The sequence below is a fragment of the Comamonas sp. 4034 genome (assembly GCF_050434545.1).
GTDB lineage: Bacteria > Pseudomonadota > Gammaproteobacteria > Burkholderiales > Burkholderiaceae_C > Comamonas > Comamonas odontotermitis.
This window is the reverse complement of record NZ_JBNDIT010000052.1, coordinates 1-2,939: the sequence shown is the minus strand read 5'-3', so window position 1 is coordinate 2,939 and position 2,939 is coordinate 1. Positions and strand designations below refer to the sequence as shown.

2 protein-coding genes are annotated in these 2,939 nt (G+C 55.0%); both read right to left on the bottom strand.

Annotated features, from left to right (window positions below; translation table 11 throughout):
* Positions 1 to 347: 347 nt before the first annotated feature.
* Positions 348 to 1,337: an alpha/beta fold hydrolase gene (locus ABIE32_RS21670; RefSeq protein ID WP_429019395.1), complete on the bottom strand. Its 990-nt coding sequence runs from the start codon at positions 1,335 to 1,337 to the stop codon at positions 348 to 350.
* 171 nt (positions 1,338 to 1,508) lie between these two features.
* Positions 1,509 to 2,890 (bottom strand): IS3 family transposase gene (locus ABIE32_RS21665; protein WP_429019392.1). Its coding sequence is split into 2 segments (ribosomal slippage): positions 1,509 to 2,395 and positions 2,395 to 2,890, totalling 1,383 coding nucleotides; the frame shifts between segments, so codons are not numbered across the junction.
* Positions 2,891 to 2,939 lie beyond the last annotated feature (49 nt).

Here is a 2,939-nt window from a genome sequence, read left to right as displayed (position 1 = left end):
ACTGAACTGACCCCCAGAAGTTGGACAGTGGAATGTTAAATGCAAATTACAGCGAAACTAGCCAGATGTGCCAGTTCAAACTTGGCCACTTGATGGACTGCACCCGACCCATTGCGGTCATTCACCCTCAGACTACCAACATCTGCTTTGCACTGATTGCCGTAGCTCGTAGCTGCATTGCGACCTAACGGTGACATCTCCAATTCGGCCAATCAACATGACCGCGTCATTACTGACGCTTTTCATGTTGCCAGATCTGCCTGCAGCACCTCACGGCAGTGGAGCAGGGAGAGGCTTGTTTTTAAGCAGGCAACCATTTGGGGCCAACGCCAAGGTGAGGTTTCAGCTCACTGTTCCTGATTCTTGCCAACAGGAACGGGCATTGAGGCGCCTGTTGAGAACTCATCTGGAAGCCTTATCGGCTTTATCGTTCGCGTTGTGGGGCTGAGAAAGTCGATGACGGCGCGCTCGAACTGTTCGGGCTGATCCAGCATGACGAAGTGGTAGCTGCCATCAATGCGTTGGAAGCTGACTTGAGGCGTGGCTGCATAGGCGGATTGAAACGTGGCATCGACGTTGCCTACGGGGATGCCGTAGCTGGTGTCGTAGGCATAAATTACATGCACAGGCACGGTGATGCGGCTGAGCTCGGGACGCAGGTCTGAGGTCATCAACTCGTAGGTGGCATTTGCCACAGTCTGGCGGTCTGATCGGAGGCTAGCGGCGAGCAGGGAAGGACGGGCAGTTTCGGTCTTGGCGAGACGGGCGAGGGAGGTGGTTTGCATGGCTTCCATCTGAGCGTCTGTTGCCGTGAGCAAGGTGTCGCGAAATGCGGCCGCGCCCGGCGTGGCTTTCTCGCTGGTTGCAGACGGATCAAGCAGCAGGCTGTAGAAGGGCAACGCATCGACGATCATCAGGCGCGACACCCGTTCGGGATGACGCGCGCTCAGCATGAGTGCAGCCTCCCCCCCCAGGGAGTGGCCGATGATGGCGGGTGCCTGTAGGTGCTCGCGTTCAATGTAGTCCGCGACGGCTTCTGCCGTGGGCCCAATCACTGGACCTTGCGGATCGTGTGCTGCGGGTGCTCCAGCAAACCCAGCCACTTGAACGAGGTGCAGGCGATGGCTTTGCTGGAGGCGCGCGGCAAGGCCACGCCAAATGTCGCGGGAAGATGCCAAGCCCGGTATGAGGATGACATCCGGCCCGCTTCCTTCTACGACCACCGAGATGCGGTCGCGCGTTGTGGGTGCTTTTTGTGCGGTTGCCGATTGGGCCAGCACAGGCGATGTGAGTGAGAAGGTGAGGCCGAAGGCTACGAGCCAGGCTGTGAAACGCATAAAGTCAACCCTTTTGTCAGTGTGATGTTCCGAACAAGCTGTGCATTTTCTGCGCTGTTTCCGGGATTGACTCAGATGTGCCTAGACCTGCCGTTGGCTGACTCGCGCCGGAGGACAGTTTCTGGCCGAGAGCAGTCTAAACAGAGTGGTGGGTTTGCGTGGATTATGCAGTTAAAGGCTCATAGCCTGGGCTCGGTACGCTACCGGACTCAGGCCTTTTAATTTTGTTCTGATGCGATGATGGTTGTAATACCGGATGTACCGGTGCAGTTCATCACGCAACTGACTGACGCACTCGAACTTCCGCATGTAAAACAATTCCGTTTTCACAGTTGCAAAGAAGCTCTCCATTGCTGCATTGTCTAGGCAATTGCCTTTGCGGGACATGCTTTGCGTGACGCCCTTGTTAGCAAGTTGTGCTCGGTAGGCCGGCATCTTGTAGTGCCACCCCTGATCTGAATGCAGTAACGGTGCTTGCTGGCCATCAAGCTGGGCCAGAGCCTTCTTGAGCATGCTTCCGACGAGCCCGTATTCTGGCCTATCCCTCATCTCGTAAGCGACTATTTCACCGTTGTAGAGGTCCAGCACTGGAGACAAATAGAGCTTCTCGCCTTTGACATTGAACTCAGTCACATCGGTTGTCCATTTTTGATTGGGTGCATCAGCCTGGAATTGACGGTCCAGAAGATTTTCCGCAATTACATGGTTAGCGTTGAGGTACGAACGATATTTCTTGGGACGAACGAGCGACTTCAACCCTAGCTCTTGCATCAGTCGCTGCACCAGCTTGTGATTGACCGTTGAGCCATCCTGGCGCAGTTGAGCCGTCACGCGGCGATAGCCATAGCGACCCTTGTGCCGGTGAAAGATCGAACGAATCGATTCCTTGAGTGCCTCATAGTGCTCGCCAGCCTCCTGCACCTTTCTTTGATAGTAGAAGGAGCTGCGCGACAGCCTGGCAGCCTTTAGCAGCGCTGCCAGGGGATGACCATGCCTTAGTTCGATTACGACTTTCGCTTTTTGCGTGTTGTCGGCTGCTGCGATCGAACCAAGGCATCCAATTTTTTTAGGTAGGCCACCTCCGCGCGCAAGTACTCGTTCTCCATGCGCAGATCTTGAAGTGATTTCGCTTGGTCTGCCACCGCAGGCAACGGGCTTGGAGTTGGTTTGGGCTGAATTGGGTCGGGCATCTTTTTGCGGGGCCCTCTTGGGCGAGGTTCTAAAGCCTGTGGGCCCCCTTCATGGTACTGACGCTCCCATTTTGCAATGAGCCCGGTACTTGACCGCAGGTTGAACACAGCCAATAGCTGTCGATGCGTTAAAGCATCGCTCCACATACGGTTTAGCACAGCAAGCTTGAAGCTACCACTGTAATAAACGCCCTGACTCTTTTTGCGCAAGCCCGCTTCACCATGCGCACGATATACATTGACCCAACTGCGCAAGATAGAGGGATCCAAACCATGTTTCCGAGCTACTGATTTGAATCCTTCATCCCCAGCAAGGTAGTCCTGGACGGCAGTTCGTTTGAACTCTTCGTCATATCTTCCCATGAAAACTCCCAGAGGTTAGATCGGCGTCCAACTTCTGGGGGTCAGTTCA